The organism is Pseudomonas prosekii, from assembly GCF_900105155.1.
Lineage (GTDB): Bacteria > Pseudomonadota > Gammaproteobacteria > Pseudomonadales > Pseudomonadaceae > Aquipseudomonas > Aquipseudomonas prosekii.
In genome coordinates this window covers 2,579,570-2,604,861 of sequence record NZ_LT629762.1, presented here as the reverse complement: position 1 = coordinate 2,604,861, position 25,292 = coordinate 2,579,570, and the positions used below count along the sequence as shown (strand labels likewise).

Genomic DNA, 25,292 nt, shown 5'->3' with positions numbered 1-25,292 from the left:
TGATCCCTTCTGAATCGCGACCGCTCGAACGCCAGGTGCGTGAGCGGCGCGGGATTTCTTTACAGGCGTTTTTTCATGCACGCACATTTCTTTCGCACGTTGCCCCTGCTGCTGGCCGTCGTTCAGCCCGGCTGGGCCGCTGAACCGGTGGCACCTCAGGATCAGGCGCCGGGCTTTATCGACGGCAGCCATCTGGGCCTGAACCTGCGTCACTATTATTCCAATCAGCACACGCAGCGCAGCACGCATCTGGTGATCAAAAAACACGGCGTCGCCCAACCGACACGCGAACGCGACACGTGGGTGCAAACCGGCATGCTCAATTACAGCTCCGGTTACACCCAAGGCCTGGTCGGATTTGGCGTCGATGCCTCGCTGTTCAGCGCCGTGACCCTCGAGCGCGGCCACGGCGCGGTGGCCAACGGCGGGGACCGCGTGCTGGTCGACAGCGATGGCGACGCCGTGCCGAGCTGGAGCCGCTTGGGCGTCGGCGATCTGCGGTTGCGGGTGTCGAGCACCGAATTGAAGGCCGGGCGGATGCTCACCGAGAATCCGGTCCTGCGCTACAAAGACAACCGCGCCTTGCCCTCGACGTTTCAGGGCATCGCGCTGAACAGCAACGAACTCGACTGGCTGGCGCTGCAGGCAGGCAGCTTCGAGCGCGTCATCCCGCGCACCGGCACCGGCAGCGAACGGCTGACCACCACGTTCGGCAACCGCGCCTACAGCGGCTCGCGCATCAGTTATTTGGGCGCCACCGCGAAGTCACCCTACGGCCTGACAGTGAGCGCGTACGGCTCGCGATTCGAAGACATGTGGCAGCAATATTATCTGGGCGCGACTCACCTGGCAGGCGACCGCGCGCACTTGGCGCTGAAGACCAGCCTCAACTATTACCGCACCCGCGATCAGGGCGAACAGCACCTGGGTTTCATCGACAACGACGCCTACAGCCTCGCCGTCACTGCGTCCCACGGCGCGCATGGCTTGACCGCCGCGTGGCAGCAGGTGTTCGGCGACGAATACTTCGACTATGTCTGGGAATCCACCGGCAATTACATGGCCAACTCGCTGTACTCCGACTACAACGGCCCGAACGAAAAATCCTGGCAACTGCGCTACGACCTCGACTTCGCCGCGTATGGCATCCCGGGACTGACCGCCAGCCTCTGGCACGCCAAGGGCTGGGGCATCGACGGCAGCCATTACAACGGCGACCGCGACGGCCGCAACACCGGCTACAACGTGCGCGGGCTGGACGGCGCCAAACACAACGAAAACGGTCTGATGCTGGCTTACGTGGTGCAATCCGGCGCGCTGAAAAACGCGGTGCTGCGCAGCATCGTTTACAACCATCGAGAGAGTGGCGGGCAGATTGACGGCAGCTATGACGAGTTTCGCCTGGTGGCGAATGTGCCGTTCACGCTGTTTTAGCTCGCGTCGCCTGTGGCCGGCGCTGAAATTCTTTTTCAGCGCTTTAACCCGAACCGGTCGGGCGCTCCGTCTCAGAGGATGAATGGATCAATTTCCTCCTGAGGTCAGCCCACCATGTCCCTCCCTCTGCACTTCCTGCGCCCGGCCACCCACGGTTTCGCCATCGGTTTGCTGCTGGCCGTTGCCGGTTGCGGTGTTTCTTCCAAACCTGATTCGGCGGTCGTTGCGCCGCCGTCACCGTCACCGGCGCAGGCTGAGTCGAAAACTCAACCGGCGGTGCAGCATGAGGCGGTGATGGCGGATGCCAGCGTGGCCAAACGCAGCGTGCGCGCGGCGCCGATGGCGATGTATGCGCCCGAGCCTGCTGCGCCGGGCTATCGCGATGAGCAACGCGAGCAATATCAAGCGCTGGCCGACAACCCGATTCACAGCGTCGCCGAAACCCCGGTGTCGACCTTCAGCGCCGACGTCGATACCGGCGCCTACGCCAACGTGCGCCGCTTGCTCAATCAGGGACGCCTGCCGCCCGACGGCGCGGTGCGCCTGGAGGAAATGGTCAATTACTTTCCCTACGATTACGCCCTGCCCACCGATGGCTCGCCGTTCGGGGTGACCACCGAACTGGCGCCGTCGCCGTGGAACCCGCACACGCGTTTGCTGCGCATCGGCATCAAGGCTTCGGACCGCGCGGTCGCCGAACTGGCGCCGGCCAACCTGGTGTTTCTGGTCGATGTGTCCGGTTCGATGGACCGCCGCGAAGGTTTGCCGATGGTCAAAAGCACGCTGAAATTGCTCGTCGATCAACTGCGCGAACAAGATCGGGTGTCGCTAGTGGTATATGCCGGCGAATCGCGCGTTGTCCTCGAACCGACTTCCGGACGCGACAAAGCGAAAATTCGTACAGCCATCGACCAATTAACCGCCGGTGGCTCAACCGCTGGCGCGTCAGGCATCGAGCTCGCGTATCAGATGGCGCAACAGGCCTTTATCCCCAAAGGCATCAACCGCATCCTGCTGGCCACTGACGGCGACTTCAACGTCGGCATCAGCGACTTCGACAGCCTCAAGCAAATGGCTGTGGATAAACGCAAAACTGGTGTTTCCCTGACCACCCTGGGTTTTGGTGTGGATAACTACAATGAACACCTGATGGAACAACTGGCCGATGCCGGCGACGGCAATTACGCCTACATCGACAACCTGCGTGAAGCGCGCAAAGTGCTGGTGGACCAGCTTGGTTCGACCCTCGACGTGGTGGCAAAAAACGTCAAGCTGCAAGTCGAGTTCAACCCGGCGCAGGTCAGCGAATATCGCCTGTTGGGCTATGAAAACCGCGCGTTGAAGCGTGAGGATTTTAGTAACGACAAGGTCGATGCCGGTGAAATTGGTGCAGGGCATACGGTGACGGCGTTGTATGAAATTGTTCCTGCGGGCGAGAAAGGGTGGTTGGAGCCGCTGCGTTATGGCAATTCTGTAGCCGCTGTTGCCGGGAAACCCGAGGAAATGGCCATGTTGCGCGTGCGATATCAATTGCCAGAAGGTGGGAAAAGTCGCTTGATCGAGCGGCCGATTACCTCTAGCTCAGCGCCCGCCAGTGATGACCTGCGATTCGCGGCGGCCGTGGCGGCGTTTTCCCAGCAACTGAAGGACGGCCGCTACACCGGCGATTTCAGCCTTAAAGACACCGAGGCCCTGGCCCGTGGCGCTCGTGGCGATGATCGCTTTGGCCTGCGCGCCGAGTTTGTGCAATTGGTCGAGTTGGCGCGGAGCCTGCGCACGTCCACGGCGTCGGCTGCATCCGCCAATGCCAATGCCAACGCCAACCGCATCGAGTGAAAGGAACCTCAGCGAAATGACCGCTCCTGAATTGAGCACTTCCGCCAGCAGCGACGAATCGCTGCTGGCGCGTTATCGCGGCGGTGACGGCCCGGCGTTCGAAACCTTGTACGCCCGCCATCGCCAAGGGCTCTATCGATTCCTCCTCGGCCTCAGCGGCAAAGCCGAACTGGCCGAAGAGGTTTACCAGGACACTTGGCTGAGCTTGATCCGCAGCACCAGTCAGCCACAAGGCCGGGCGAACTTTCGTACATGGCTTTACCAGATTGCCCGCAATCGACTGATCGATCACTGGCGCAAACATGGCATCCACAACCCTTTGCACGACAGCTACGACGAACAGGCCCACGCCGTGATCGACACCGCCACCGACCCCGAACAACTGCTGAGCCTGAGCCGCGACACACAGCGCCTCGAAACCGCCCTGCAAACCCTGCCCGCCGACCAGCGCGAAGTGTTCCTGCTGCGCGCCCATGGCGACCTCGACCTGCCGCAAATCGCCACCCTCACCGAAACACCGCTGGAAACCGTCAAAAGCCGCTTGCGCTACGCCCAGCAAAAACTGCGTCGGCTGCTGGCCGAGGAGGTACTGACATGACTGACGCCCGCTCCCCTAAAGATGATCCCGTGATCGAGCATTTTCGCCAACAAACGACTGGTGAACCGCCGGCACATCTGGATGCCTTCATCCTTGCTACCGCCCATCGCGAAGTCCCGCCACAGAAGCAAAGTCTGTGGCAACGCTGGGTCCAGGCCTGCCAGAAACCCCGTTGGCAAGTGGCGTTTGCCAGCCTCGTCGGCGTGGCGTTGATGGTCACATTGGTGCAGCGCACGCCGGAGCAAGAACTGCAGTACGACGCCGCTCCCGCACCGAAAACCTCGTCGTTTTCGGCCAGGAAAGAGGCTCCAGCGCCCGTCGCACGCTCCCTCGCCGCGCCGGCCCCCGCTGCGCCAATGGCCGAACTCGCCGCGCCTGCGCAAAGTGAATCGCTCAGTGCGCCCATGGCTGACGAGGCCAAAGTCAGCAAACGTGCGACTGCGCCGCTGAAGCCGCTCGACGAGCAACTCCGTGAAGTGATTCGCCTGCAAAACGCGGGTCAAACCCAGGCTGCCGATGAGCTGTTGAAGACATTGCACCAGCGTTTCCCGGACGAAAACCTCACCGCCAAACTCAAAGCCCTGAAGAAAAACTGAGGCCCGGCCCCTCCAGCCATTTGGCATCAAGCCCCGAAAGCGCGCACTATCGGGGCATAGCCGATGCGTTGGAGGAAGCCGTGGCGAAAAAAATCGATCGCATCGCCCAAATGCTCAACTGCCCGAAGAAAGGGGAAGAGTTGAGGCGGGGGATAATTGAGAGTCGCAAGGAGTTTCTGCTGAATAAGCAGGAAGGAAGCGTTCCCGAGGAAGAGGCCGTTGAGGAAGAGGTGTTGGAGGAGGGGGACGAGGACGATGAGGAATATGACGAGTTTGATTGGACGACTGAATGATAAAAAAACCGCTTAGGCGGTTTTTTATCAGGTTCGGGGAATCCACGGTTGGCAAGTCAGGGCTTTTTGAGCATCGTTGCGTCGCTTTCCGGAAAGGGATTCGGTCAACGACTTCGGCCGACTATTCCGCTTGGTTGACATAGTCACTGTGGTTTCTCTACCATTGGCCGGCGACTTAGTCGTGTACCGCAGGGTGGTTACAGGGATCCGAAAGGATCGCACCCCGTTACTGGGAAACCAGTTCGCCGAGCGCGACGCGAGAACGACCTGCCCCGTCGAAATCCATGTGTTTTCGACGGCTGAGAATCCCTCCTCGAGAGGGATTCGCCGTTTCTGGGCTGTCGGTTTTTTATTTTGCATGCCGGTTCCGGACTTCTTTCGGACACTGGCCCTTCGGCTTTGCTTGAGTGTCTGCAGCCACCTTGAAAATGCTGAATCCCTTCTTTTTGACCCGCACTCCAGGCGAACCTTCCCCCAATCGTACAAAGAACGCGCTGGTCACATGGATTCGCAATACGCGGTTTTCCCGGAAGATGGCCATGCAGATCTTGAACGGCTCAATCTCGCCGCTGGCGTTGTTCATCACATCCAGTGTGAAAAAACTTTCGCCTTGCGTCAGATAGACCGTAGCGCTGGCGAGTTTTTCCAGAAAACCCCGCAGTTTCTTAGAGGCTTCGTAGCGCTCAAGGCAAATAAACTGACTTTCACGGCCGTCTGCGTACATCAGTGGAATATTGTGCTCGGTGTTGTCTTTAGTGAAACAGTGCAAGCCATAGGTGACGACGAAGCGGATTGCTTCCCTGGCTTCATCCTTCCGGAAAGTGACTTCGTGGCTGTCTAAATGGCCCAAGTCATACGATATCCCGTCATGGCCGAAAGGTTTCCAATGTTGGATGGAGTCCACGTGGAATGCTGGCAAGCTCGTTCCTCGAGCAAGTAATAGCCGGCGATGTTAACTGAATAAAGCCACACCGAATGCGGCTCTCGGCGCTGCACTGTGTTACGAATTGCTTATTAACGAGCACCCACAAAAAAGCCCCAGTCCCTAACGGCCTGAGGCTTTCTCGTTTCTTCTATATGGTGCCCAGGCGTCGTTTGAACTGGCGGGCCAGAGTGCTGCGTTTGCTGGGCTTTTGTGGTTGGGTACCGGTTAGGCATACACGTGGGCATACACGCCGAACGCTTCTGGGGAGTATTTTCTTTGTATCGGCACCTAGTAAAGCGCCACCGGATGGTTGGCGCTAGGCTGTGATCAAGTGCGTATATTCATTTTTTTGTTCGACCTTCTGCCGCCAGTGATGCGAGGGCCAGGGTAATGAACCCTGAATTTTCATCCAGGGTGTCCAGTGCCCCTCGAATGTTCTGGGCTACTTCTGTAGATCCCCGCTGCTCAACCCAGTTCGACAGCTCCTCAATAGCAGCCCCTAATGCCAGCTGGTTCTCATTCATGCGCTTTAGCAGTGATGCGAGTAGCGAGGTATCTTCCATGAGCGTTCTCCAGGTGCAGAGTCATTCGACTGATATGTTTTGAGTCTTTTTTTGCGATTGTGAGTCTAGGTGTATGTAGACAAAAAATCGGTATGAGGGGGCTAGCGTGCGTTCCGCAAAAAACTGCTCCCCTCAGTCGCCAGAGCGTTGCTTTACTACCTTGCCAAGACGGTTATCCTCTTCTGCCAAGCAAGTCATCATTTCAACCCACGTTTTTTATGGAGCTGGGGATTAGCAAGGAGCCCAAATGAAAGTTATTGATATTGTTCACAATTATCCAGATGGATTCGGTGGGTTAGATTGCGGTCTTTGTCGAGTGAGGTCTTTCGTGACAGGCTCGGGCACTATCGTACTGCTTACCGAACTGGATCGAAAAAACGACGGCATGTCAGTCAGCAATGCGGTCGAGCGGATCATCCCGTCTCTTCAAAACTTGGGCATTGTCTTGGGGGACGCGATTTACATTGACCACTCTGAACGTAAAGACCCCCTTGATGATAGGTTTGAAGTTGTGAGCCTTAGCTCCCTACGGGGCGCGCGGTGGAAGCCCATAAGTAGACCAGAAGTTTTGGAACTGTTGGGATGCACACCGGAGGAGCTAAACGAACGAAGCGAGCAGAACTATCGGATAATTTATCGAGCGGACCAACTGCGCTTTTCACGTGATCCGTTCAAAGATTCTCCCTGGCAGCAAAGTCAGTCGGTCATCAAGCGACGCCTCGAAATAGCAGAGGCGATGGTTTCCAAGGCGGAGATTGAAGAGCTAATTGAAACCGGGGCGGGAGAGCGAGAAATCCAACGTCTTCTAAAGCGAGACCTCTCTATTTTTGGTGAGGCATATGCCAAACCCGATGATGAGTACATTTGCTTCGCAGAGTTTCCAGTCGGTGATGGGCACGTGGACTTCGTTGTTTTTACGGGTCGATCTCGTATGGAGGTGATCCTGATAGAAGTGAAGGGTGCGAATTTCAATCTGCTAAATGCTGATCACTACAAGGCATTCAATCACAAAGTAAACCAAGCTGCGGCTCAGGTCAGGGACCGAATCAGCCATATCTACAAAAGCGGCTGTTCTTTTAGGGACCATGTCCATTCTCTTAGGGCGCAGGCTGAGAGGGGCGAGCAGGTCCACGGCGCATTTGTTGGGCCTTACGGAAGGCTTCAGGTCGATCCTCAGAAAGAAATCAACATTCGAACAGTCCTCATAGGTGGTAGGACTGTCGATGATCGTTTGGAGAGCGATAAGAGGTACGCTTATGAACGTGAGATGGTGCCCCCGATTCGAGTTGAGTCTTGGGACACCTGGGTACGCAGGCTCCAGCGACCCTGATTGAAAAAGCACCTCCTCCAGCTTCCGAAAGTCGCCGGGGACCCTGAGGTATTTACTGTTACACGGGGCATGAAACCCGCGTGACTGAGTTAGTGGGAGACTTCCAAAGTTACTGAAATTTCAGTCATTGAAATTGAAAGAATTCGGTTGAAAAAGGGTCATCATTACCGCATCGGTAATGATGACCCTTTGTGTTGCTGATTACGCACACGCCGAGCTGTCAACCGAGTCAACCTGTAAACCAATGTAGAAAAATCAGCCACTACCAAGATCGCGCGGGTTCTTTGCCCCGTGTCATTCAGAAATGCTCAGGGTCCCCGGCGACCGTCCAACATCTTGTGCAATTGCACTGGTGAACTGTGCGTTCACCCGGTTCACCTGTTCACTAAGCTGGGCACCTGTCCGCTAACAAAGTCCGGCGGGTTTCCGACCCCGTACCCACCAAACATCCCCAGGGTCCCAGGCGATGTCGGTGCCCCGGTCGATGTATCTCCCGTTCGTTGTTGGGAGACAGCATGCTCGCAAGCGTCCTGGCCTTCGGTGACTCAGCGCTCGAATTCTGCATTAGTCGATACGAAGCCAGTATTGTTTTCGCTGGCGGCTCAGTCACCAATGGGGTGTGGGGCTCGAAAAGGCGTGTTACAGGTGTTACAGGTGTTGCACATGACATTAACATATTGATTTTATTGGATTTATTTGGTGTTACACGCTGTTCATTTATCACGTGCATTGGGTGTTACAAACCCATTAGGTGTTACGGCAGTGTTTACAAATTTGGGTCAACCATAGACCGCAATCTGGGCCAAAAAGCAGTCATTTCGAATGTGTCTATCAAGTTCAGGGCCGGTCGCTACCAGGATCGTTTTTGAGTGCTACGCTGTCAGCTGCGTGGAAGCATGGCTGCCTCTCATTGATCGCCAATGGAGGCGGCTTTCATGAAAGGCTATCAGGAAGATCGCATGCACATCGAACGTCTAGGTCTGGAGAACTTTCGTTGTTTCGGCCCTCAGCAAGTCCACGTTGTCCTAGGACCTAGCCTCGTAGCGTTTGTCGGCGATAACGGTACTGGCAAGACTGCGGTGATGCAGGCCTTACAGCGGATGTTTGGCGTGACGTCAGAGCAGCGGCGGTTGCGCAAGCAAGACTTCCACATCCCCCGCAATGAGGATGAACGGGCTTTGGCTCGCACGCTTGTGATTGAAGCCATCGTTGCATTCCCCGAATTAGATGGCGATGCGGATAACGCTGCAGTGCCAGCGTTCTTCAAGAACATGGCTGCCGAGGAAAATGGCAATCTCAAGGTCCGTCTGAGACTGCAGGCAACATGGACAGATGATGGAACCCTGGACGGTGCGATCGAAGAGTCCTATTGCGCTGTACAGACGTTCGGTAACTTCGAAGACAGTGACCTTCATCAACTTCGTGGCTCTGATCGTTCGCGTATCCAACTCATCTACATTCCAGCGACGCGGGACGGTGCCTCTCAGGTAACCTCCTTTATCCGCGGTCGACTCTGGCGCGCAATCAGTTGGTCGCCGCAGGTTAAGGACTCATTAACCGATGCAGGCACTGCCGTGAATCAGGCGTTCTCAGCTGAGGCGGCCGTAGACAGTATCTGTTCCGCAGTGACTCGGCGATGGCGACAGCTTCATTCTGCTGGCACCGATACCACGCCGTTCTTCCGCCCCGTCGACACCCGTTGGCAGGAATTTATTCGTCGGGTTGAGGTGGTGTTCCATCCCGCCGAAGATGGGCAAGACCGGGCACTTGAGGATCTCAGCGACGGTCAGCGCTCGTTGTTCCATATGGCCATGGTTTCAGCCACGCTGGATATTGAGGCGCGGCTTGCGGGTGACAATGCACCGCCGGGCTTCGCTGGTGCCGGTGTAGCGTTGCCAGCGCTGACTATCGTTGCCCTTGAGGAGCCGGAGAATAATCTGGCTCCGTTTTATCTATCTCGCATCATCAAACAGGTGGAAGAAGTAGCCGCAGGGTTGAATGCCCAAGCGATAGTCTCCAGCCACTCGCCCAGCATCCTCGCTCGGGTGGAGCCATCTAGTGTGCGGCACTTCCAGTTGAACCAGGGAAGCCGCTGCACCGAAGTTCGCCAGATAAGTATGCCAATCGGGGACGAAGAGGCTTCTAAGTTCGTTCGAGAGGCTGTGCGGGCCTACCCTGAATTGTACTTTGCGCGCTACGTGATACTTGGCGAGGGTGCCACTGAAGAAGTAGTGATACCCCTTTTGGCTAAAGCGATGGACTTCCCCATCGATAGATCATTCGTTGCTGTGGTGCCCTTGGGTGGGCGCCACGTGAATCACCTATGGAAATTACTTGGTAACCTCCAAGTACCCTACGCGACTTTACTGGATCTGGATTGGGGACGAAGCGGTGGAGGTTTTGGACGTATTAGGACTGCTTGCGAGCAGTTACTGAACATCGGGTATTCGCCACAGCAGGTCTTTGCAGAAATTCTACGAGAGGGAGGCCCAGAACAAAATCTGGCAGAGATTTCCGCTACTGAGGCTTCTGATATTGGCGCCCTACGCCGATGGACACAGTGGCTAGAACGCTTTCACGTATTTTTTTCAGACCCGCTCGACTTGGATTACACCATGCTCAAAGCCTATCCAATAGCGTATCGGGCTCTCGAGCCTGGGATGCGTGGGCCGGCTGGGGCAGGGGAGCCTCGAGAGGCGGTCCTAGGCGCAGAAGGCTCTCCAGCGTTCTACGGTGCTGAAGAAGACAATGATCTGCGGTGGTATCGGTATCTCTTCTTGGGGCGTGGAAAACCCAGCACTCATGTGAGGGTTTTGAGCCAAGTCACACCCGCTGATTTGGTGGCTGCGGTACCCGAGCCTTTACAGCGATTGTTGGCGAGGGTTCGCGCAGCCTTAGATCAGGCTGAGCAGCAATGAGCTGGAGACCCCTGACGCCTGAAGTATGGCTACCTCGCGGTATACCCAACCTGGAACCCAATGCTTGGATCGCCCTGCGCCGCACGGAGTCCACCTCTGTGGTCGCAGGTCCTGGCGCTGGAAAGTCGGAATTTTTAGCGCAGCGCGCGGCTTACCTATTGGAGACGGGGCTGTGCAAAGCACCGCAGCAGATTCTTGCTATCTCGTTCAAGACGGATGCGGCAGCCAATCTCGCTGCTCGTGTTCGCAAGCGCTGTCCTCCTGAGCTGGCCGGGCGCTTCATCTCCCTTACGTTTGATGCGTTCACCAAAAGTCTTGTCGATCGTTTCCAAGCTGCGATTCCGGAGCATTGGCGTCCTACACGCCCCTATGAAATAGGTTTCCCCTCTCGGCGAATAGTGCAAGAAGAGTTGAACCGCATTCGATTTACGGCTCCAGCGGAATGGCAACCCAGAATTGCGCAGCTTTCTGCTGAGCGATTTGAGGCAGAAGCGATAGGTGGCAGTCGTCTGACAGTGGACGCACTCCTGCAGCCGACCACAGCCGAGCAGCTAGCTGCCTATCAGTGGCTGCGACAACAGTTGTACGGCACTAATGTGTCCAGACTCTCGTTCGTGACGTTGAATCGGTTGGCTGAGTTGATTATTCGAGCGAATCCTAAGATTGCGCGTGCGCTGCGTATGACCTACCCCTACGTGTTTGTGGACGAGTTCCAAGATACATCGTTCGCTCAATACGATTTCCTACTCTCCACTTTTGGCCAAGCAGGGACCGTCGTGACTGCGGTAGGAGATCATAAGCAGCGAATCATGGGCTGGGCCGGCGCACGTCAGGATGCCTTTGAACAATTTGAGGCGGATTTTGGGGCGCAACGGGTCAACCTGCTTTTCAACTTCAGATCATCACCGGAGCTAGTGCGTGTTCAGCATTTCGTGGCGCAGGCCCTGGATCCGCAGTCGCCACAAATCCAGTCTCAAGCTGTGGGCCAGTTGGATAGGGATGTGGTTCAGGTGTGGAGTTCTCGCTCAACGGTGGTTGAAGGGCGACAGCTTGCCCGGTGGATAGCAGCGGATTTGGTTACCCGCCAGAAGCAACCAAGAGACTATGTACTCCTAGTGCGTCAGCGCGCTGATCAGTTTGAGGAAGAACTGCAGCCAATATTTACAGCCGCTGGGTTGAATATCCGTAACGAGAACAAAGCGATTGGCCGAACCAATGTTCAGGATTTAATGGTCGATGAGGCCGCTACAATAGCTTTGGCAGCGTTACGATTAGCCAGCGGAGAGCGTAGCGCTGCAGCTTGGTCGACCTTGTCCTCGGCCCTTTATGCTGTTCGCGGAGTCGACGAAGATGACGAGATACAACGGTATCGAACTGACCAGGACATTCAGGGCTTCTTGGCCGCACTCGGGCAAGAGGTCCGTGTTCAAATGCCCACGGCTGAGTTTGCAGCTGAAATAGCACGACGGATTTTTACTTTCTTGGACGTTAATGCCATGGCGGCTGCTTATGCTGCATACACACGAAACGATCTACTCGAAATTATGACTGAAGCGTTTTCACTGCACCTGCAGCAATCAGCCTATGAGGCTACGACCTGGTCAGCCTGTATTGATCGGTTTTTAGGTACGCACGACATCTCGATGATGACCGTTCACAAGAGCAAGGGGCTCGAGTACGACACCGTATTCTTCGTCGGCCTTGACGATCAATCATGGTGGAGTCATACGCCGCGCAACCCGGAAGGCATAGCTACATTCTTCGTTGCGCTGTCGAGAGCTAAGCAGCGAGCAATCTTCCTTTTCTGCTCGGGCAGAGGTAGACGTGATCGGGTTTCCGAGCTGTATCAGCTACTGACCGACGCTGGAGTGGAAGAAATCGAGATTCGTTGAACGTTGAGCGGGCCGATGTCTTTCGGCCAGATGCTGTCGTGCTAGCATCAAGCAAACCAGCCGGAGTACAGGGAAAGACCGCAAATGAGCATGGTAGAGTGGATACGTCGCGACAAGAATAAAAGCCTTGTGGTTTTTGTACATGGCCTGACAGGAGGAATGGGCACATGGGCATATGACGAGCACGTTTCCTTCCCTTCCCTTTTGTTAGTAGATCCACGTATCGATGGCTTTGACATCGCGTGTTTTAACTATTTCACCACATTCACGAATATATATGGCACGTCCAAGTCGATTATGGGGCGATTGTTCGGATCGCTTAAATCTTTTAGGAAAAATCTTCCGATTGAAGAAATCGGAGAGCTTCTTAAGACAGAGTTCTCAGTAAATTTTTCTAAATATAAGAAAATTATAATAATTGCCCACAGTATGGGTGGGTTGATCTCCAAGTATTGCATTCTCCAACAGATTGAACACGACGGACGGACTCCTGTTACTGGTTTTATATCCCTGGCTGTTCCTCACCAAGGAGCCAAAGCAGCAAGTATTGCAAGTTTGATTTCTAGTAATGCTCATGTCGGTGATCTTAAAGTTCTAGGTGAAGCTATTGATAAGTTAAACCGGTCGTGGAGTCAGTCGACCGTTACTCCGGAGGTCAAGTATATCTACGGAGCGCACGATATAATCGTTGAAAAAAATAGCGCCATTCCTACGGACACCCTAAAAGCGAACGCGGTGGCAGTGAATGAAGATCATGTTGGGATATGCAAACCCAAAGACAGCGAGCAGACTGTTTATACCGCTGTAGTAAATTTTATCGAAGAACTCGCGATAAAACACTCGGGGCAGTTAGAGAAAAAAGAGTTTATTGACAATCAGCAGTATGATGATCAGTTCTTTGTACTTAAATTAATGCTCGCGGAGGTGGCCGAGGTATTGACCGGCAGCGCCAAGGAGTATTTTTTCAATGCCGAAGAGGCGAGAAAAATATTTTCTAGTGATCATGATCGTGAGTTACTTCAGAAACTCTATGAGGACATCAGAACTCTTTATAGACTCGAGTACGAATATCACATAGCTAATGGCACTAGCACCACTCAGCTAGTGCAGTCTGTGCATAAGAAGATATTTGACGCGCAAGATGGATATCTTAAAACAACTCTTTCCCAATTGAATGACAGCCACAAAATGGGAATGATTCACCAGTTGGCCAACAAGTCGGATACAAGAGTCGTTTGGTCCGAGGCTACTACCCTGGAAGCATTAAAAAATTTGCATACAGAGGCGGTGGAAAAGGTAAATCACCATGATCAGTAGCCTTCCATATCTGCCAATTGATGAGGAGTTTGATCTAAACACCGCAATTTTAGCCCTGCTTTTGTTGAATATGGCTCAGAATGGTCGTGGTAATTTAGTTCTGGACTTTGAAAAGATACAAATTTTCCTTTATTTGATAAAAAATCCATCAAAAATCAGCAAAATATTGCGACTTGCTGACAAGCCAGGTACTCCTCTAGATAAAAGACTAACCTACACGATAGAGAGCCTGTCTAGTAATGTAGATATACTTTTTGATCGACGCAAGGCCAAGTTGCTGATAAAGCGTCTTGCTGCTCTAGGATTTCTAAGGTGTGAGGGAGATGCCAAGAGCAACAGCATTAGATATGCGTTGTCCGATATGGGAAATAACTTTGCTTGCTCGCTCTCTGGCGAAGCGGCAAACAAGAATTATTTTTGCTCTTTAATTGAAATTATATCCAAGCTAGGGCCTTTACAATCTCAGCCCACTACAAAACTCAATGCTTGGTTGAACACGCTACTCAAAGGGAATTGATTATGCATCCTTATCTGAACATTGATTTTTTGCATTTGGTCGGGCACCGCAAAAACTACAGCATCCAATTTTCCCCAGGTGTCAATATAATCTATGGGGATTCTGATACAGGAAAGTCTAGTATCCTGGAATTTGTTAACTATCTTCTTGGTGCCTCATCCATTGTAATGGCAGATGAAATATCATCCTCCATCACATACGCCGCGCTAGAAGTCAGGCTAAATGGCATCGAATACACGATAAAGAGAGATGTATTTAAGCCGACTGCGTTAGTAGAGGTTTATCGCTGTATTTTTTCAGAGTGCGCGAATAACTATCCTAAAAAATACGCACCTAAATTTGGTTCTACGGAGGGTCCAGACGGATATCTCTCTGATTTTTTTATGGGGGCATTAGGACTTCCAAAAATCAGTGTTAAAGTATCACCCTCTAAAGCTGACTCAAATTTGAAGCGGTTGAGCTTTCGAGATCTATATAAATTTTCATATCTTGACCAAGATGAGGTTGGCAGCAAAAATTTGCTGGACTCGGCGAACTGGAATCTCTTTTCGACCAATAAAGAAGTATTTAAATATATTTTCAATGTTCTAGATAGCAGTATTTCAGAGTTAGAGCAGGAGATCTCTAAGCAATCTCAAGAGGCCCGTCGTTATAAAAATAAGTATGAGTCGGTCTCTGAATTTTTGCGAGAGACTGATTATGAGAGTCAGTCCTCAATCGATGATTCTCTAACATCTCTTGATGAAACTATTATTGAGCTAGAAAGGGAGTTGGGCGAGACTAATACAAGAATGGTTTCCAGTTCTAGTCAGTACGAGTCTTATAAAGCCGCTTTCAACATGCTTTCGCTCAATGAAAAAGGGCTGTCTCAAGAGTTAACAAATTTAAGAGCTCAGCTAGATCGCTATGTACGTTTAAAAAATGATTACGACAACGATATAGGAAAAGTTGAGGCAGCTCTCTCCGCAAATCAGAAGATAGGGGAAATTACAAAGGTTTCACAGCCATGCCCTATATGCGATACTCCAATTGAAGACATTGCTGAAATTAAACCCTTTGTTTCCAGCGGAATTTCTCCGCTTTTGAACGAGTTTGACTCGCTAAAGAAGAAAAGAAAGGGCATCCAATCGCTTATTTCTGAGCTTTCCGAAAAGCAACGCGAGGCGAACGCTGCCTACTTTGCTGTTCATGAGGATCTTAACAAGGCTCGTGAGTTGTTAGATACTGAAAGTGAAAGCATGATCACTCCTTACCTAACCCAAAGAGATGCACTGGTTAAAGAGTTATCGGCAAGGCGGCAGTCTAGAAGTCAACTGGTTGTTAATCTTAAAATAAGAAATTCTCAAAAAAGCATTCATGATCAGTACGAGCAATGTAATGCTGTGGTTGTTAGTTTGGAAGAGCGGCTAGAGGAACTGAAGAAGTCAGCGCCAAGCTTAGTGAATGTACTGTCTGATCTTTCTGATAATCTCAATAAATTTCTCAAGAAGGTTAATATTAAAAATCGGCGAGGAATATCTGTAAGTTCAAAGAATTTCTTGCCGGTAATCCGTGATCGCGAATACATGACAATTACTTCCGGTGGCCTACGCACTATATCTTCAATTGGGCTATTCCTAGCGATTCTAGAGTACGCCATTGATAATGAAGTTAATTATCCTGCAATTCTGCTTATTGACACTGTAGGGAAATACCTCGGAAAGACCTCCAAAGCAAAGCATCAGGATGATACTGATACTGCAGCTGACGCAGATGAAGGAATTTCAGATCCGGATAAATACAAAAATATGTACGAATATATGTTTGAGCTGGCAGGGCGTGCAGAAAAGAAGGGCATAAACTGCCAGATAATATTGGTCGATAATGACGTGCCTGAGTTCTTTGTTTCAAATTATAAGCCTTACATTGTTGCTCACTATAGCTCGGCGGGCGACAACGATCTGCCGAAGGGCCTGATTGATGACTATGACGAACGCTAAGTACTGTTTGTCTGTTCAGTTATTTAAGAGTTGTCCCACTCACTAGTTGGCGAGCGGCTCAGTAGGGGAGCGTCTGGTCTTACCTGGAAGCTGCCAGCCAAACTTTAATGCAACGGAAGCTTCGCGAGCTTCCGTTTATCCTCATCACCGTTTTTTCAGCTTATGCTCGATTAGTCCAATTTCTGCCCTCATTGCAGTGATGGTGAGCTTTTGCGTAGTTGTGATTTTGCCGGTTTGGGTATCCACGAGCTTGACCAGGGCGGTTAGGTAGGCTTTTCTCGCTTTAAGCGCTTCGGATATGGATGAGCTGTTTTGTGTCGTTGCGTTCATGGCTTCGATCCTTGGAGTGAATTAAACAGCCCGCGATTGCAGGCTGTTTCGGGGTAATCAGCAGTTACATCGAGAGCAGATCGCGCGTGCGATGCTGGCGGCCACGGTCCGCCAGTTCGCTCGTAAACGCTCCATGAACCCCACACTCAAAGTCACCACCTGATCCCAGACGCGGTGCGCCATATTTCTATACCTGTGGCACATAAATAGCTCACCTACCATTTTGCTGGCATAAAAATGCCAATGTTTAGCTATTTTGGTGGCACAAAAATGTCAAAGTTTGGTTATTTCAATGGCACAAAAATGCCAAGACCAGGTATTTCAGGTGGCACAAAAGATGCGCGCTATTTCTGTGGTATTTAAATGCCATTTCAATGCCACGGAAATGCAGAAGCACGCCCTATCTGTGCTCATGTGAGCCATTTTGGACCTGTACCGGGGGTAGGATTATTTTTGTACCGGGGGTAGGATTTTATATTTTTACAGGGCTTTGGAGGCCCAAAAAACGTACCGAGTCTATTACGTGCTGGGTGGATTTGGCGGTACACCAAAGGATGTCGAGGCTTCCCTAGCATACGATTCGATCCACTCACCCCACGTTTAGGGTTCAGGTTTAACGTGATATCTCTGGCGAGCAGTTCCACGGCAACAGTGCCTCATAGTCTGCCACCGACTGCGCATGTGGTAACTGCTCCAGTACGTGGCGTAGCCACGTATAAGGCTCTTGGCCGTTGACCTTGGCGGTCTCCACTAGGCTGTAGATCTGAGCACTGGCAGTAGCGCCTTTGGCCGTGTCGCTGAACAGCCACGCCTTGCGACCGATAACAAACGGCTTTATCGCGCGTTCCGCCGCATTGTTGTCGATCGGTAAAAACCCGGCCTCCACGTAACGCTCCAGCCGGCTCCAATTGTTGGCAAGATAGTTAACCGCCTTGCCCAGCACACTTTGCGGCGTCACTTGGGACTGAGTTTTATCCAGCCAGCTTTTCAACTGGGCTAGGATCGGCAGGCTCTTTTCCTGTCTGCCGATAAATCGTTGCTCGTCACTGACGCCCTTTAGTTCACGCTCGATGCCGTACAGCTTGTTGATCATCGTCAGGGCGATATCGGCACGTCCCGCCTTGCCCTTGGGCTGTACCTTTTGAGCATCGACAAACTTGCGCCGCACATGGGCCATGCACGCCAGACGTTCCACTCCGGGCTGTAATGCCAAGGCGTTGTAACCCGCGTAATCATCGGTCATGACGTAGCCACGATAACTTTCCAACAGGCGCAACGGCACTTCCTGCGCACGGCTGGAGGTGTAGTCAAACAGCACGACTTTTCGAGCCGGCGGCCCGCTGGCTTGCACCCACATCCAGGATTGGCTGGTTGGGTCTCGATCCGGTTCTTTAAGTACCTGGACGCGGGTTTCATCACAGTGGACGACAGGGCTTTCCAGCAACCGATCCCGCATCAGATTTAATAACGGTTGCAAGTGCTCGCCGCACTGGATGACCCAGCGCGCCAACGTTTGGCGAGGGATGTCCACACCATGACGGGCAAGTACGGTTTCAAATCGGTGGAGCGGCAGGCCGTCGACGTATTTAGTGGTCAACAACATCGCCAAGACACTCGGACTGGCCATGCTCTTTTCGATCAACTGAGCCGGTTTGTCAGCAGTGACCGGCGCCGCTTCACAACCACGACACCCGTAGACTTTGCGGATGTGTTTGATCACGCGGATTTGCATCGGCACGATATCCAGCTGCTCGCTAGTTTCTTCGCTGACGACATGCTTGCGGCAACCACAGGCACACGTCAGTTCGTGCTCGGGAAGTTCGTGGATGACTTCGATGCGCGGCAGATCAGCAGACAGAGGCTTGCGCTTGCCACGACGTGAAGTCGGAGCAACAACTTCTTCGTCAGCGTCGCCGATTGAAGGCATCGGCTCGCTTTCGGGCTCGTTGAACAACGCCAGTTGAGGGGTATTGGGTTCAACGGTCTGCTCGGATTTGCGACCGAACAAACGGTCGCGCAGCAGCTTGATCTGTTCTTTCAGATCGACGATATGAGTCTGGTATGCCTCAGCCGTTACCTGCTGACGACTGAGTGCCTCAAGCAACATTTGCTTGAGCAGAACAGGGTCGTCAGGGAGGTCTTCGGGCATCAAATTCATGCCCGGATTATACCCGTCAGGCGACGAATCTTGGCGTTAAAACCTTGTGTGGACGGTTGCGCCAGAGATCAAATCCATCCAGTAGCCAGTTCAGTTCTTGGACGGTCAGCACGATAGCCTCGTCCACCTCTTCGGGTGAAGTCTTAAAACGCTCGGACTCCAGGCGCTTGAGCCAAAGGCAGAAGCCGTTACGCTCCCAGTACAACACTTTGACCCGATTACGGTGGCGATTCAGAAAAACAAAGAGCACGGGGTCAAACACCGCGACCTTGATATCCAGTTCGACTAGCGCAGCTAGGCCATCAATGGACTTTCGAAAATCTACCGGCTTTGGGTAGAGGTACACTTTTTCAACGCTGGCATTGGGACGCATCATGGTGATGGACTCCTGATGGAAATCGGGAGGACAGCATCAGCCGTCAGCTATCCGCTTGGAATGTGGGGTTCATGGAGCGGATACGTTCGCTCCACCTCCAACTGCCGAAGTTTTCACCCTGCTCGGGGATGTCGAGCTTTATTAAGGATACCGGGTCGCGGCCTATCAGCCGAGCTGCGGCGTACAGCTTGCCTCCCACATCTAGCAGCGCTTGGGCGGCTTCATTCCATGCTTCCTCCAGGGCGTTGTGGGCCAGCCGCAAGGCTGTGTCCTCAATTTTTTGGTGTTCTACCTGAGCCTCGCTGATGTGTCGGTCTACGATGGCCAGCTCTTGCTCCAAGGCGGTGATGATCAGGAGCTGGCGGCGATGTTGTTCAGTGGCGGTAGTAAGGTTTTTCGCGGCTTTCTGAGCGTCGGTGCTAGCTGCTTTTTCGCCCTCGACGTCGCCCCACGCGACGGCCTGTGCGTAAGCGGTAGCCGCCTGAGTTTCAGCATGCCGTGCGTTGGTAATCTCTTCCTGTGCTTGCTGACGAATTTCCTCCAGGCGAGTGCTCAGGCTTTTCCGTTTATCGTTAAGCTCCAGCTCATCCGCCATCCAGTTCGCCATGTCGGTAATGTAGCCTTCCATCAGGCTTTCTCGGTTGGCCAGCTTCTCCAGGCGGTCCAGCGTTTGGTCGAGTTGGAAGATCTGATGATCGATCGAATCGATCTTGATTTGGCGACTGCTGATTTCATGCCTGACGGCGCTCTCTCGGCCGTTGTTAATAACGTCCTCGCTGTGAAGCGCTGACTCAAAAGGTGGTATTTCCTTTTTGAGCGCCTCCATTTCGATGACTTTATTGGCGCGTGCGTCTTTCAGTTGTTCAATTCGGTTCATGAGTTTTGTCCTGATGATTTAATTGGGGTTCGCAGTGGCTGGCGAGGCCGATTAAGCCGGCTCTACCTCAGTCAGCAGGTTCACCGTCAGGCGGCCTGTGCCTCGCTTTCATCCGTCCCCGGTATCGTCTTCACCACATAGCAACGCTGAGTGCCCAGACCGGGCAATCGGACGGCGCAGGAGGCTTTGCCGTCCGGCCCGGGCTCAAGAACACCTCGGCGTATCAGCTCCTTGTTCACGGCGTTGATGTTCATGCCCTTGAACACCTCGGAGCGCCAAGCCTCCGGCAACACGTAGTAGGTGTTGGTGGTGTGCAACGCGTCACCGAGGCCATGCTCCAGCGTCTTGCGAAAACCCAGCCGGTCAATGGTGCGTGGACCGTGCTCATCAATCTTCGCGGCGGCCGACTCCCAGCGGGTGAAACGGCTTTCACCGAAGCGCTCGATGACCTGACGCAACCGCGCCAAGATCGCGTCCCCTTCCAAGTTGCCAGCACCGCCGCGCTCATTCATCCAGGCACTGAGGCACACCCGGGCTGCGGTGGTGGCGGTGCCATCGGGCCAGCCGGTAATTCCCATCGCGGTGGCCAGTTCGCCGGCTGCTGCGGCCAGACCGAAACGGGCCGCCGCACGATGCGCCTGACCGCTGGCCGAGGCAGGTAGCGCCTTGGCGATGAACCCCTCCAAGGTGTGGCGCAGGATCGCCGACCAACCATGTCGCTTGCCGGGCTCACAGAGGGCCGACAGGAAGGCTGTGAGCGGTGTGCCGTAGTACTTGGCCACCCGTGCCTTGAGTGCATCGGAGAGGGCGGCGGCGTCATCAAAGCCGTTCAGTACGTCGAACATGCCCAGGCCCTTGCTGGCATCCGCTGGTACGGCAAGCATGCGCACTTCCATACCGGCTTTCAGTTCCTTGTTGGCTTCCGCCATGTGCTGCGCCAAGGTCTTCTCGCCAGTCGAGAGAAACAGCAAACGCCACTCCTGCACCTGGCGGGCGGCTTGGCCGCGATCATTGGCGCGAGCCTTACCGGTGCCGTTGCCGAGCATGTACACCGTTTCGCCAATGATGCGCGGGTCACACATGCCGATTTCATCCAGCACCAGGAGCCCGTCTGAGTGCGCGGCGGCGATGGATTCCAAGGCGTTATCGGTCGAGCGCCAGGAGCGCACCAGACGCGGCCCACCATAGATCGAGGCGGCCACTTGCAGGTGCGTGGTCTTGCCGCCCGAGCTGTCTCCGTAGAGATGAAAGCCGCCCGACTCATGGCCGAGCATGTGCAACAGCGGACCGGCAAACGCCACGCTGGCCACAAACGCCAAGCGGTGATTGCCGATGCACAAGGCGCCGATCTGCTCTTGCCACTGTTCCAGGGTGCCGGCTTCGCTGATGGGCGGAAGCTGCGCGCCGGCCTCATAGAAGTGCAGGTGTTCGGTGTGCAAGCCGACCTGTTGTTCGGGCAGCAAGAAGGCGCTGTCATGCCAGCCCAAACGGGTGACCAAGCGTGCGCGCTGGGCGCTGTCGAAGCCGCCGAGGTAACTCTGCAGGTCGTTGCGGGCATTGCGGCCGGAGCGACTGCCGGCCAGACGCAAACCCATGTCCACCAGTGGACCCAGCACGTCCTTGCCGAAGTCGCCGGTCATGGTCCGTGCCGGAATATTCCAGCGCTTTTTTGCCCCGTCGGGATCGTCGAACTCGACCAGCAAACCCCAGTTATGCCCCTGCGCATCTCGGGTGCGCGCCAGGATCTCCAGCGGCGAACACACCGGGCGTGCCTCGCCATCGTCACCGGAATAAAACACGCCTTCGGGCGTCAGGCGAAAGCCGCCGGGCAACAGATCGTTTTTGGGTTTCGCGGTACGTTTGGTCGTTGGCTTGGTCTTGGCTTCGGATGGCTCGGTTGGTGCTTTCTCCGGCTCGACGCCAAACAACTCACCGCTGCGGTCCAGCTCGGCGAAGTGCGCCGCCGTCCAGCCTTTGGCCTGCGCATCGGCCGCGTCGTCACCGTCATCCCATTGACCACCCTTGGCGAAGGTTGGTTGGTCATTCTTGAATGTGGCCTTACGTTTGAAGACGTCGAGGGCGATCATGCGCACCGACGCGGCGCCGATCTTTTGCAGATGCATCGCGACGGCGCACATGCAGCTTTTGCCGCTGGCGTCGTTGTCTGGCCACAACACCACCGTCCGACCTTTGAGCGGTGTGAGGTCGGCTTTGTGCCAGGAGTTCGAACCATTCGGCCAGCTCGTGGCCACGTAGCTGGGCAGCAGCTCCGCTGCGGCGTCGGCGGCCTTTTCGCCTTCGCACAGGATGACCGGAACCTCTGCGCGTTGCTCCAGTTCATCCAGGCGCAACAAAGGACGCGGTTCAGGCAAGCCTTGCCAACGCCATTGCTGCGTTTGACCATCGGCACGTTGGCACCAGGTCAAGGGGGCAAACACCTTACGCGGTTTGCCGTCTTCATCCGGGCCCAAGTCGAAGCGATAGAGCACCATGACTGGCTGGCCCTGAGCGTCGCGGTAAATCCAGACTTTAGATGGCGTACCGTGTTGCCGGTGTTTGGCTGGGCACTTGCTCATGGCCTCGGCAGGGATCGGCTGTATGGCGAGCCATTCCGGTATTTTGCTTTTGCTAGGGCTCGGTTTCGATTGAGGCGCGCCAGCGGTAACGCGCAGCAGATCCGCCAACTTGTTGCAGGCCTCGACGTCGGTGCCGCCGCCGAGATAGTGCACCAGATCGATCAGGTCGCCGCCTTTGTCTCCAGTGGCAAAATCCGCCCAGGTGCCTTTGCTCAAGTTGACCTTCAGCGAGCCGGCGCGCTTGTCTGTGCGGGTTGGATTCGGTGCGGTGTATTCCTTGCCGCCGTCGACGCGTTTACCGTTGGGCAGCCAATGGGAAAGTACCCGGTCGATCTCTTTCAGAGAAGCCGCTTTCACGTCGGCGAAGCTGGGGCGTTGCGCCTTATTAGTCATGGCCAGCCTCCATTCGCAGGAGGGCGCTGGTCACATCGTCGATCACTGCCTTACCCATTTCACTGAGGTAATGAGCGGCCATCGCGCACTGTTCCGTGTTGTCGCCGTGGGTGGCCAGGAGCGTCATGCGATTCGCGCAGTTCAGCAGGTCGGAAGCGTATTCAAGCGCGTCGGATACCGGGACGCCGGCACTGAGCCGAAACAGCGTCTGATGGGGCTGCCCGCACTGCGCGAACGTGGTCGCGCCTGGGGTGGTGACGTTGGTCTGAGGGCTCATTGCGCACCCCCGGTTTTAACCCGAGGTGTCGACGTCGCATCACCGTGCAGAGTCAGGGTTTTGATCAGGCCCAGGGTGCCGCGCACGTCCCAAATAACGGCCGCCAAGATGTGATTGGCCAGACGCGGTCTGTCGCTGGCGCTTTCGAAGTGGTCCTCGAGCAGGATCAGTACCGAGTCGGCGCGGTTAATGGCACAGGTGATAGCGTCAATCGGAATGCCGGCCTCAGCATCTTTGCAGACGTCGAGCAGATCTTCGGGTAAGGAGAAACTCAAGGCTTGGTTCATTGGGCACCGCCTGCGGCTTCGAGAGCGCGGGCTTTGGCCATATGGGCATTGTAGCGAGTGAGGCGTGTAGCAAGGCTGGAGTTGGCGTGTAAAGCGGCGAGAGCCATTGCACGATGGGCCGCGGCGAGATTTTTGGACGGATTGAGGCCGTTCATGGGTGAAGCTCCTATATCTAAATTGGGAGCCGTCACCTCCTGCCGCCAAGCAGGAAAGGGTGACGGATTGCACAAGGTTGGCGGACCGGGGATATAGGAACCCGGCACTCCCGAAGGAGTCCCTGCGCAACCCGCCATAACACGGGAATGCGGGCACAAAAAAAGCGCCTGCAATCGTAATGGGGGCGCTGTTGCGCCTATATCTGTCTGGGCCGCCAAGCCCGGTCACTGAATTTGCAGCGACCGCCAGAGAGTAACGTCCCATTTTCGAAAGTGCAACCGTGCGGAAACCTTGCGCATTTTTTCGATGCGTCATAAATTGTGCGGGCATGTAGATTTACCTCAACGCCTCCGGATCGCTCCCGGGGGCGTTTTCATTTCAGGTGTGAACTTCCCAGTGCAGAGAAAGCAGGGGCAGGAAGTCACCGTCAATCATTGAGCGAGCATTTTCGTAGGCTGCTACTTGCTGGCCTTCGTCGACAATTACAGCGCTGAATTTCTCGGTATGCATCGCTAGGGCGCACCAGGTTCCATCAGGCCACTTCAACACTCCCACTACGCGATTAAGGCGTTCGTGTTTGGTTCGGTAGCGCTCGAGTCGTTGCATGTACGATGCCGATAGACCGATCTCGCGAAGGACTGAAAACGGCTTCAATACCGCCTTATGAGCAATGTGTCTTCTCATGCTGCTGCCTCGTTGCGAGCGGCGATACGCGCTCGGGTCCAACTCAAAACCTCAGACAAAACCCAGGCGACTGGAGCACCACGGGCATTGCTGTCAGTGAGCTTTACGGACTGCGGGAATCCGCTTTCGGGCTGACTCATGAGTTTGTAAACGGTAGCGCGACCGATACCTGTGATGGCCATTACCAGGTGGATTCGGATGAGTGTGGCGGCGGGATCGAAGCGTCCTAACTCTGAATCGCTAACTCTCATTGGTGAGGTCGTAGGCGGCACAAATTCTCGAGTCGAATCGGCATTGGTTACTGAAAGTGCAAGCGCCGTAACGGTGCATTTCTGCTTGGTTTCAACCATTACGCATGTCCTCGCGCTAACTTGGGGGTAGCGGAGCACACACGACTTTCGAGCCAGGTGGCGACATCTTGAGGGCGGTAACGCACTCGAGATCCGGTCTTTAGGTAAGGGAGAGAGTTGGTGCGAGAACTGCGCCAAGCGGCAAGCGTTCGGCTGGACAAGCCAAGTGCAGTGGCAACTTGATCGGTGGTCAGTAGTTCAGATGTGATCGTGGTATCAGATGTAACTGAAGCGTTGAGAAGCGTCATAGCGCGTTTCCTGTAGTAGTTCTTACAGGCCCAAGCTATATAAACGCTTTTGCATTTATTGGAAGTTCGATTTTCTGTGGCTTTACCCTTCTCCTGCGCTTTTTTTGGGGGTGAGTCGTGCACGTTCGCAGCACAGTTTTAATGTTCACTATAAATGTCCAACCATGTCCTACTGGTTTTTCATACAGTTTAAAAATGAAAAGTCAGAGATGGCGGCTGCGTACCATCCGACGAACGGTAGCCCCGGGCCCCTGATCCGTAATCAGGAGCAGCGACGCGAATTCCGCCGGATTACACGTAACGGAGCAGCCAGCAGGAAGCTGAGGAGGATTTAAGGCGTTACACCTCTTTGCCGCGTAACACCGGGTGGATGGATAGGATG

Annotated in this window: 24 protein-coding genes; 11 read left to right on the top strand and 13 right to left on the bottom strand. The window is 54.4% G+C overall.

The window, feature by feature from the left end:
• Positions 1-75: 75 nt before the first annotated feature.
• The 5 genes from BLU01_RS11855 (at position 76) to BLU01_RS11835 (ending at position 4,757) form a co-directional block, all read left to right on the top strand.
• The gene (locus BLU01_RS11855) at positions 76-1,434 is read left to right on the top strand and encodes an OprD family outer membrane porin (RefSeq protein WP_092275202.1); all 1,359 of its coding nucleotides are present in this window, start codon (positions 76-78) and stop codon (positions 1,432-1,434) included.
• 114 nt (positions 1,435-1,548) lie between these two features.
• The gene (locus BLU01_RS11850; protein WP_092275199.1) at positions 1,549-3,270 is read left to right on the top strand and encodes a vWA domain-containing protein; all 1,722 of its coding nucleotides are present in this window, start codon (positions 1,549-1,551) and stop codon (positions 3,268-3,270) included.
• A gap of 16 nt (positions 3,271-3,286) precedes the next feature.
• Positions 3,287-3,868 carry an RNA polymerase sigma factor gene (locus BLU01_RS11845; RefSeq protein WP_092275196.1) on the top strand — a complete coding sequence of 194 codons (582 nt, stop codon included), beginning with the start codon at positions 3,287-3,289 and terminating at the stop codon, positions 3,866-3,868.
• Positions 3,865-4,464, top strand: a complete 600-nt coding sequence (locus BLU01_RS11840; protein WP_092275194.1) for a hypothetical protein — start codon at positions 3,865-3,867, stop codon at positions 4,462-4,464. The genes BLU01_RS11845 and BLU01_RS11840 overlap by 4 nt, the downstream gene beginning before the upstream one ends.
• A 20-nt stretch (positions 4,465-4,484) precedes the next feature.
• A complete protein-coding gene (locus BLU01_RS11835; RefSeq protein ID WP_092275191.1) occupies positions 4,485-4,757 on the top strand; it encodes a hypothetical protein in 273 nt (90 codons plus the stop codon).
• Between the two features lie 349 nt (positions 4,758-5,106).
• Here BLU01_RS11835 and BLU01_RS11830 read toward each other — a convergent pair whose 3' ends face one another.
• Both BLU01_RS11830 and BLU01_RS11825 read right to left on the bottom strand, forming a co-directional pair.
• Entirely contained in the window at positions 5,107-5,676 is a 570-nt protein-coding gene (locus tag BLU01_RS11830) for a hypothetical protein (protein WP_092275188.1), read from the bottom strand.
• A gap of 347 nt (positions 5,677-6,023) precedes the next feature.
• Positions 6,024-6,245, bottom strand: coding sequence for a hypothetical protein (locus BLU01_RS11825; RefSeq protein WP_092275185.1), 222 nt, complete (start codon positions 6,243-6,245; stop codon positions 6,024-6,026).
• 247 nt (positions 6,246-6,492) lie between these two features.
• Between BLU01_RS11825 and BLU01_RS11820 the strand changes: the two genes are divergently transcribed.
• The 6 genes from BLU01_RS11820 (at position 6,493) to BLU01_RS11795 (ending at position 16,198) form a co-directional block, all read left to right on the top strand.
• Positions 6,493-7,575 (top strand): Shedu immune nuclease family protein, encoded by a 1,083-nt coding sequence (locus BLU01_RS11820; protein ID WP_092275182.1) that lies wholly within the window; start codon positions 6,493-6,495, stop codon positions 7,573-7,575.
• A 935-nt stretch (positions 7,576-8,510) separates the two neighbouring features.
• Complete coding sequence (locus tag BLU01_RS11815) at positions 8,511-10,493, top strand: ATP-dependent nuclease (RefSeq protein WP_197675583.1); 1,983 nt, start codon at positions 8,511-8,513, stop codon at positions 10,491-10,493.
• On the top strand, positions 10,490-12,385 hold the full coding sequence (locus BLU01_RS11810; RefSeq protein ID WP_092275179.1) for a UvrD-helicase domain-containing protein: 1,896 nt from the start codon (positions 10,490-10,492) through the stop codon (positions 12,383-12,385). The genes BLU01_RS11815 and BLU01_RS11810 overlap by 4 nt, the downstream gene beginning before the upstream one ends.
• 84 nt (positions 12,386-12,469) lie before the next feature.
• On the top strand, positions 12,470-13,702 hold the full coding sequence (locus BLU01_RS11805) for an ABC-three component system protein (RefSeq protein WP_092275176.1): 1,233 nt from the start codon (positions 12,470-12,472) through the stop codon (positions 13,700-13,702).
• Positions 13,692-14,219: an ABC-three component system middle component 4 gene (locus BLU01_RS11800; RefSeq protein WP_092275173.1), complete on the top strand. Its 528-nt coding sequence runs from the start codon at positions 13,692-13,694 to the stop codon at positions 14,217-14,219. The genes BLU01_RS11805 and BLU01_RS11800 overlap by 11 nt, the downstream gene beginning before the upstream one ends.
• A 2-nt stretch (positions 14,220-14,221) precedes the next feature.
• Positions 14,222-16,198: an AAA family ATPase gene (locus tag BLU01_RS11795; RefSeq protein WP_092275170.1), complete on the top strand. Its 1,977-nt coding sequence runs from the start codon at positions 14,222-14,224 to the stop codon at positions 16,196-16,198.
• A 144-nt stretch (positions 16,199-16,342) separates the two neighbouring features.
• On the opposite strand, the gene BLU01_RS11790 is transcribed toward BLU01_RS11795, so the two are convergent.
• The 11 genes from BLU01_RS11790 to BLU01_RS11745 form a co-directional block, all read right to left on the bottom strand.
• A complete protein-coding gene (locus BLU01_RS11790; protein WP_092275168.1) occupies positions 16,343-16,528 on the bottom strand; it encodes a hypothetical protein in 186 nt (61 codons plus the stop codon).
• A gap of 613 nt (positions 16,529-17,141) precedes the next feature.
• Entirely contained in the window at positions 17,142-18,686 is a 1,545-nt protein-coding gene (gene tnpC, locus BLU01_RS11785) for an IS66 family transposase (RefSeq protein ID WP_092271806.1), read from the bottom strand.
• 16 nt (positions 18,687-18,702) lie between these two features.
• On the bottom strand, positions 18,703-19,062 hold the full coding sequence (tnpB, locus tag BLU01_RS11780) for an IS66 family insertion sequence element accessory protein TnpB (protein ID WP_231987099.1): 360 nt from the start codon (positions 19,060-19,062) through the stop codon (positions 18,703-18,705).
• A gap of 43 nt (positions 19,063-19,105) precedes the next feature.
• Complete coding sequence (locus tag BLU01_RS11775) at positions 19,106-19,939, bottom strand: chromosome segregation protein SMC (protein WP_092275165.1); 834 nt, start codon at positions 19,937-19,939, stop codon at positions 19,106-19,108.
• Between the two features lie 86 nt (positions 19,940-20,025).
• Positions 20,026-22,908, bottom strand: coding sequence for a DUF927 domain-containing protein (locus BLU01_RS11770; RefSeq protein WP_092275162.1), 2,883 nt, complete (start codon positions 22,906-22,908; stop codon positions 20,026-20,028).
• Positions 22,901-23,185 (bottom strand): DUF3077 domain-containing protein, encoded by a 285-nt coding sequence (locus BLU01_RS11765; protein ID WP_092275159.1) that lies wholly within the window; start codon positions 23,183-23,185, stop codon positions 22,901-22,903. The genes BLU01_RS11770 and BLU01_RS11765 overlap by 8 nt, the downstream gene beginning before the upstream one ends.
• Complete coding sequence (locus BLU01_RS11760) at positions 23,182-23,472, bottom strand: hypothetical protein (protein ID WP_092275156.1); 291 nt, start codon at positions 23,470-23,472, stop codon at positions 23,182-23,184. The genes BLU01_RS11765 and BLU01_RS11760 overlap by 4 nt, the downstream gene beginning before the upstream one ends.
• Positions 23,469-23,627, bottom strand: a complete 159-nt coding sequence (locus BLU01_RS27765) for a hypothetical protein (RefSeq protein WP_167370426.1) — start codon at positions 23,625-23,627, stop codon at positions 23,469-23,471. The genes BLU01_RS11760 and BLU01_RS27765 overlap by 4 nt, the downstream gene beginning before the upstream one ends.
• Positions 23,628-24,006: 379 nt before the next feature.
• Positions 24,007-24,312, bottom strand: coding sequence for a hypothetical protein (locus BLU01_RS11755; protein ID WP_092275153.1), 306 nt, complete (start codon positions 24,310-24,312; stop codon positions 24,007-24,009).
• The gene (locus BLU01_RS11750) at positions 24,309-24,563 is read right to left on the bottom strand and encodes a helix-turn-helix transcriptional regulator (protein WP_092281582.1); all 255 of its coding nucleotides are present in this window, start codon (positions 24,561-24,563) and stop codon (positions 24,309-24,311) included. The genes BLU01_RS11755 and BLU01_RS11750 overlap by 4 nt, the downstream gene beginning before the upstream one ends.
• A 98-nt stretch (positions 24,564-24,661) precedes the next feature.
• Complete coding sequence (locus BLU01_RS11745; protein ID WP_092275151.1) at positions 24,662-24,910, bottom strand: helix-turn-helix domain-containing protein; 249 nt, start codon at positions 24,908-24,910, stop codon at positions 24,662-24,664.
• Positions 24,911-25,292: the final 382 nt, after the last annotated feature.